This window comes from Allobosea sp. (assembly GCF_048595345.1).
In the GTDB taxonomy this organism is placed as follows: domain Bacteria; phylum Pseudomonadota; class Alphaproteobacteria; order Rhizobiales; family Beijerinckiaceae; genus Allobosea.
Genome location: NZ_JBMDWH010000111.1, coordinates 1 through 6,126 on the forward strand (window position 1 = coordinate 1; position 6,126 = coordinate 6,126).

Sequence of the window (6,126 nt, forward strand, 5' to 3'; positions counted from 1 at the left end):
GCGCGTCACCGGCGCGCCGATGCGCTCGAGATCGGCGGCGATCTCCCGGCCGATATCGCCGCGGTAGAAATCGTCCAGCCCGGCATCGGCCAGATGCGCGAGCGTGTCGGCCAGCGCCGTCGCCCGGCGCAGGCTGCCGGCCTTCGGCGCCTGTCCCTCCGGCCAGAAGGCGGCGAGAAAGCCGGGCGCGGCTTTCAGCGCATCGCGTTCGTTGGGCCGATTGCCCGCCTCGGACGGAGAGACGGCATAGCCTTCGCGGGCATGGCCGATGGCGTCCAGCAGGAGCTCACGCAGCGGGATGCGCCCGCCCAGCGCCTTTGCGAGGTCGAGTGCGAGGCGCCAGCCGCCGACGGCGCCGGCGACAGTGAGCGCCGCATCGGGGCCGCGGGCGGGGATCGTGTCGTGGCCCTGCCGGCGATAGCGCTCGATCGTGGCGAGCGAGCCGGCAGGGCCGCAGGCCTCGATGCCGTGGCGCTTGCCGTTCGGCTCCTGCACCAGCCAGAAGCCGTCCCCGCCGATGCCGTTCATATGCGGGTAGACCACGGCGATCGTCGCCGCCATCGCCACCATCGCCTCGATGGCGTTGCCGCCCTCGGCGAGGATCGCGCGGCCGGCCTCGGAAGCCAGGACATGGGGCGCGGCCACGGCGGCCGAACCGAAGACAGGCGTATCGCGCATCAGGATCTTGCCATCTCCCAGATCACACCCATCTCGTCGCCGGAGCGGTCGCAGGGCGCGATTTTGTTGCATGGCGCGGCCGGCTCCGCTAGTTCCCTGCCATGCATGGCGGCGCGAGCGGCCCTCCGCAGCGCGGTTGTCTGCCGGGACGGCAGTCGAAAGAAGGACACCATGGCCGAACGGCACACCAACTGGCGCAGCCTCACCATCGTCGTCTCGCTCGGCATCCTGATCGCCGTCGAGCTTTTCGGCGTGGCCCTGGTCGCGGGCTGGGCGCTCGCAGGCTGGCTGGAGCTCGGCACCCTGTTCGAATACGCCATGATGGCGATTTTCTCTGGCTTCGCGGGCTATGGGATGCTCCATCTGATGCGCCGCGTGCTCAAGGTCGAGCATCTCACCACGGTCGATTGAGCGGGTCCGTCGCGGCCCGGGCTGTTTTCGCCATGATCCTCTGCCTATCTGGGGATGGGCGCCGCTGAGCTCTTGCCGTTCGGGCAGGGGCGGGCCAGCGTCGCAGACGTCACGCTTATCGGGATCGACATGTCAGACAGCGCCGGGCAGGACTGCCCCCGTCAGCCTCTCTTCGACCGCCGGCAGCTGGACCGCCGGACCCTTCTGGCCAGCGCCGGCGCGACCGCGACGCTCGCGGCGCTCGGCTTTTCCTCCCAGGCTCTGGCGCAGCAGGGGCTCAAGCTCGGCCAGCCGCAGGATTTTACCTTCGAGGCGCTGAAGGCGCGGGCGAAGCAGATGGCGGCCGTGCCCTATGAGGCGCCGCAATCGCCCAATCCCGATATTCTCCAGAAGATCGACTACGATGCGCATGGCAAGATCCGGTTCAAGCCGGAGATGGCGCTGTGGGCGAACGGGCCTTCGGCTTGGCCGGTGACCTTCTTCCATCTCGGCCGCTACTTCCAGAAGCCGGTGCGGATGTATGTGGTCGAGGGCGTGCAGGCGCGCGAGATCGTCTATGACGAGAATTATTTCGAGATGCCGGCGGATTCGCCGGCCAAGCAGCTGCCCAGCGGCGTCGGCTTCGCTGGATTCCGCTTCCAGGAAAGCCGCAGCGGTCATCCCGGCCCCAAGGGCGAGGCGCTGGACTGGAAGAAGAACGACTGGGTCGCCTTCCTCGGGGCCTCCTATTTCCGCGCGATCGGCGAGCTTTACCAATACGGCCTCTCGGCGCGTGGGCTCGCGATCGATCCGGCGGTCGCCGGCAAGCCGGAGGAGTTTCCGGACTTCACTCATGTCTGGCTGGAGACGCCGGCCGCGGGCGCAGAGCATGTCGTGGTCTACGCCCTGCTCTCGGGCCCCAGCGTCGCCGGGGCCTATCGTTTCCGCATGCATCGCGGCAAGGGCGTCGTCACGGAGATCGAGACCGCGCTGCATCTTCGCAAGGATGTCGAGCGGCTTGGTATCGCGCCGCTGACCTCAATGTACTGGTATTCGGAGACCGCCAAGCCGACTGCGGTCGACTGGCGGCCGGAGGTGCATGATTCCGACGGGCTCGCGCTCTGGACCGGGGCGGGCGAGCGCGCCTGGCGGCCCCTCAACAATCCGCAGCGCACGACCGCCTCGGCCTTCGTCGACGAGAATCCGCGGGGCTTCGGGCTGATGCAGCGCGATCGGAAGGTCGATCACTATCTCGACGGCGTGTTCTACGAGCGCCGGCCGAGCGCCTGGGTCGAGCCGCTGGGCGGCTGGGGCAAGGGATCGGTCCAACTGATCGAGATCCCCACCGATGACGAGATCCACGACAATATCGTGGCCATGTGGGTACCACAGGCCCCGGCCAAGGCCGGCACCGCCTATGAATTCGCCTACAAGCTGCATTGGCTCGCGGACGAGCCCTATCCGACGCCGCTCGGCCGCGTCGTCGCGACGCGGCTCGGCAATGGCGGCCAGCCCGGCACGGTGCGCCCGCGCGGCGTGCGCAAGTTCATGGTCGAGTTCCTCGGGCCGGCCCTCGAGACGGTGCCCTTCGGCGTTAAGCCCGAGGTGGTGCTCTGGAGCTCGCGCGGCAGCTTCTCCTATACCTTCGCCGAGGCGGTGCCGGACGACGTGCCGGGCCATTGGCGGGCGCAGTTCGACCTCACCGTCGATGGCGGGGAGCCTGTGGAGATGCGCTGCTATCTCAAGGCCGGCGACACGGTGCTGACCGAGACCTGGATGTATCAGTACCTGCCGTTCTGAGGGCCGGCGGAAGCCTCCGGACGGCGAAATCTGACGGGCAGAGAATGTTAAGCAGAGTTTCGGGCAAATGCCCCGCCCCTGTTGTGTCGGGGCGGTTGTAATACTATATCATCGCATATGGCCCATGCCGACGACCACGTTCACGCCCATGATCACGCCCGGCCCGATCTGCCGGGCTGGTCGCTGCTGCGCCTCTCTGCCGCGGCGCGGATGGGGCTTGCCGCCATCGTCGTCGCGCTGGTCTGGGCGGCGACGCTCGCTGTGATCGCCTGAGGAGTTAGCGCATGGCGATCCAGCTCAACGATCTCACGCTCGGCTATGAGCGCCACCCGGCCGTCCATCATCTCTCCGGGATGATCGAAGCCGGCAGCCTGACCGCCATCGTCGGGCCGAACGGGGCCGGAAAATCGACACTGCTCAAGGGCATCACCGGCCGGCTCGCGCCGCTGGCGGGCTCGGTCGCGCTGCAGGCCGGCAAGCGTCTGGCCTATCTGCCACAGTCGGCCGAGCTGGATCGCTCCTTCCCGATCCATGTCTATGATCTCGTGGCGATGGGCCTGTGGAACCGCGCCGGCATCTTCGGGCGCATCGGCGCGGCCGCTGCCAGGCGCATCGCCGAGGCGATCGCCGCCGTCGGCCTGACCGGCTTCGAGCGCCGGCCGATCGGCACGCTTTCGGGCGGGCAGATGCAGCGGGCGCTGTTTGCGCGGCTCTTGCTGCAGGACGCCGAGATCATCCTGCTCGACGAGCCCTTCACCGCGATCGACGCCCGCACCACCGCCGATCTGCTGGCGCTCGTGCAGCGCTGGCATGGCGAGAAGCGGACGGTGATCGCGGTGCTGCACGATATCGAGACGGTGCGGCAGGCTTTTCCCCGCACGCTGCTGCTGGCGCGCGAGGCGGTGGCCTGGGGGCGCACCGCGGAGGTGCTGACGCCCGAAAACCTGCTGAAGGCGCGCCGCATGGTCGAGGCCTTCGACCGCCATGCCGAGCCCTGCCAGCGCGACGCGGCCTGATCCAGCAGGGCGCCCGATGCTCTACGACACCCTGATCGGCCCCTTCGCCGAGTTCGATTTCATGCGCCGGGCTCTGGTGGGCGTCGTCGCGCTGGCGGTCGGCGGTGGGCCCATCGGCGTGTTCCTGATGCTGCGGCGGATGAGCCTCACCGGCGATGCGATGGCGCATGCCATCTTGCCCGGCGCGGCGCTGGGCTATCTCGTCGCCGGCTTCTCGCTGCCCGCGATGACCTTCGGCGGGCTTGCGGCGGGTTTCGCCGTCGCGCTGCTCGCCGGCGCGGTGGCGCGCGCGACGGTGCTGAAGGAAGACGCCTCGCTGGCGGCCTTCTACCTGATTTCCCTGGCGCTCGGCGTCACCATCGTCTCGCTGCGCGGCTCGGCGATCGATCTGCTGCATGTCCTGTTCGGCAATGTGCTGGCGCTCGACGACGACGTGCTGATCCTGCTGGCGGGCGTCACCACCCTCTCGCTGCTCACCCTCGCGGCGCTCTATCGCCCGCTGGTCATGGAATGCGTCGATCCGGGCTTCCTGCGCTCGGTCAGCCGCTCGGGCGGGTTCGTGCATCTGACCTTCCTGGCGCTGGTCGTCCTCAATCTGGTGGCCGGCTTCAATGCGCTGGGCACGCTGTTGGCGGTCGGCATGATGATGCTGCCGGCTGCGGCGGCTCGGTTCTGGACGGCCGACATCACGCGGCTGCTTCTGCTGGCCACCGGCTTCGGCATCGTGTCCGGTTATGCCGGGCTCGTCGTATCCTATGCCGCGGGCAGCAGCCTGCCGGCCGGGCCGGCGGTCATTCTGGCAGCCGGCCTGCTCTACATCCTCTCGCTCCTGTTCGGCTCGCAGGACGGGCTTGCACGCCGTGCCTTGATCCGGCCACATCTTGAGAGATAGAAACGTTATACCGTTTCATATTCTCCGGAGCCTTCCCATGATGAACCGTCGCGCCTTCGCCGCCTGCCTTGCGGCCGGGCTGGCCCTCACAGCCTTGCCGGGCGTGGCCAGTGCCCAGGAGAAGGTGCCCGTGGTGGCGAGCTTCTCGATCCTGGCCGATCTCGTGAAGCAGGTCGGCGGCGACCGCGTCGCTGTGACCTCGCTGGTCGGGCCCAATGGCGACGCCCATGTCTATTCGCCGACCCCGGCCGATGCGAAGGCCATGGCAGCGGCCAAACTCGTGGTGATCAACGGGCTGCATCTCGAAGGCTGGCTGCCGCGGCTGATCAAATCCTCCGGCGCCAAGGCGACCGTCGCCACCGCGACGAAGGGCATCAAGCCGATCGAGGCGGAGGAGGAAGGCCACGACGCCAAGGCCGGCCATGGTCACGATCACGGCCATGACGACCCGCATGCCTGGCAGAGCATCACCAATGCGCGGATCTACGTCGCCAATATCCGCGACGCGCTGGACGCCGCCGATCCTGCCGGCAAGGCGGTCTACGACGCCAATGCCGCCGCCTACCTCGCCAAGCTCGACACGCTGGAGAGCGAGGTGAAGGCGGCCGTCGCGCGCATCCCCGCCGAGCGGCGCAAGGCGATCACCACCCATGACGCCTTCGGCTATTTCGTGAAGGCCTATGGCGTGGAGTTCATCGCGCCGCAGGGCGTCTCGACCGAGTCCGAGGCCTCGGCGAAGGACGTGGCGCGCATTATCCGCCAGATCAAGGCGCAGAAGGTGCCGGCCGTCTTCCTCGAAAACGTCACCAATCCCCGGCTGATCGAGCAGATCGCCAAGGAGAGCGGTGCCAAGATCGGCGGCACGCTCTATTCCGACGCGCTCTCCGACGCTTCGGGGCCGGCGGGGACTTACATCGACATGATGAAGCACAATATAAGCGAGATCGAGAAGGCGCTCGGCGCCGGCCCGGCCTGACCGCCGGAGGCGCTTACGCCGGGGCGTGACGAGCGCTCCGGCACCGCCGTTTGAAGAACCAAGGGTCACCCCATGTCCGACAAGATTCCCGTCACGGTGCTCACCGGCTATCTGGGCGCCGGGAAGACCACGCTTCTCAACCGCATCCTCACCGAGGATCACGGCAAGAAGTTCGCCGTCATCGTCAACGAGTTCGGCGAGGCGGGAATCGACGGGGACCTCGTCGTCGGTGCCGACGAAGAGGTCTTCGAGATGAACAACGGCTGCATCTGCTGCACCGTGCGCGGGGACCTGATCCGCATCCTCGACGGGCTGATGAAGCGCAAGGGCAAGTTCGACGCGATCATCGTCGAGACGACGGGCCTCGCCGACCC

At 68.0% G+C, this 6,126-nt stretch carries 8 protein-coding genes; 7 read left to right on the forward strand and 1 reads right to left on the reverse strand.

The features are described from left to right. Window positions 1-678: gamma-glutamyltransferase (locus ACOJTB_RS11380; protein WP_420102633.1), on the reverse strand; the 678-nt coding region annotated here is incomplete at its 3' end. A gap of 171 nt (window positions 679-849) precedes the next feature. Here ACOJTB_RS11380 and ACOJTB_RS11385 point away from each other — a divergent pair. The 7 genes from ACOJTB_RS11385 to ACOJTB_RS11415 form a co-directional block, all read left to right on the forward strand. Continuing rightward, entirely contained in the window at window positions 850-1,089 is a 240-nt protein-coding gene (locus ACOJTB_RS11385) for a hypothetical protein (RefSeq protein ID WP_420102634.1), read from the forward strand. 129 nt (window positions 1,090-1,218) lie between these two features. Further along, window positions 1,219-2,868 carry an OpgD/OpgG family glucan biosynthesis protein gene (locus ACOJTB_RS11390; protein ID WP_420102635.1) on the forward strand — a complete coding sequence of 550 codons (1,650 nt, stop codon included), beginning with the start codon at window positions 1,219-1,221 and terminating at the stop codon, window positions 2,866-2,868. 117 nt (window positions 2,869-2,985) lie between these two features. Next, window positions 2,986-3,141, forward strand: coding sequence for a hypothetical protein (locus ACOJTB_RS11395; protein WP_420102636.1), 156 nt, complete (start codon window positions 2,986-2,988; stop codon window positions 3,139-3,141). A gap of 11 nt (window positions 3,142-3,152) precedes the next feature. Further along, on the forward strand, window positions 3,153-3,884 hold the full coding sequence (gene aztA, locus ACOJTB_RS11400) for a zinc ABC transporter ATP-binding protein AztA (protein ID WP_420102637.1): 732 nt from the start codon (window positions 3,153-3,155) through the stop codon (window positions 3,882-3,884). A 16-nt stretch (window positions 3,885-3,900) separates the two neighbouring features. Continuing rightward, entirely contained in the window at window positions 3,901-4,776 is an 876-nt protein-coding gene (locus ACOJTB_RS11405) for a metal ABC transporter permease (protein WP_420102638.1), read from the forward strand. Window positions 4,777-4,813: 37 nt separating this feature from the next. Next, complete coding sequence (locus ACOJTB_RS11410) at window positions 4,814-5,752, forward strand: metal ABC transporter substrate-binding protein (RefSeq protein ID WP_420102639.1); 939 nt, start codon at window positions 4,814-4,816, stop codon at window positions 5,750-5,752. 72 nt (window positions 5,753-5,824) lie between these two features. Continuing rightward, on the forward strand, window positions 5,825-6,126 hold a 302-nt coding region (locus tag ACOJTB_RS11415), incomplete at its 3' end, for a CobW family GTP-binding protein (protein ID WP_420102640.1).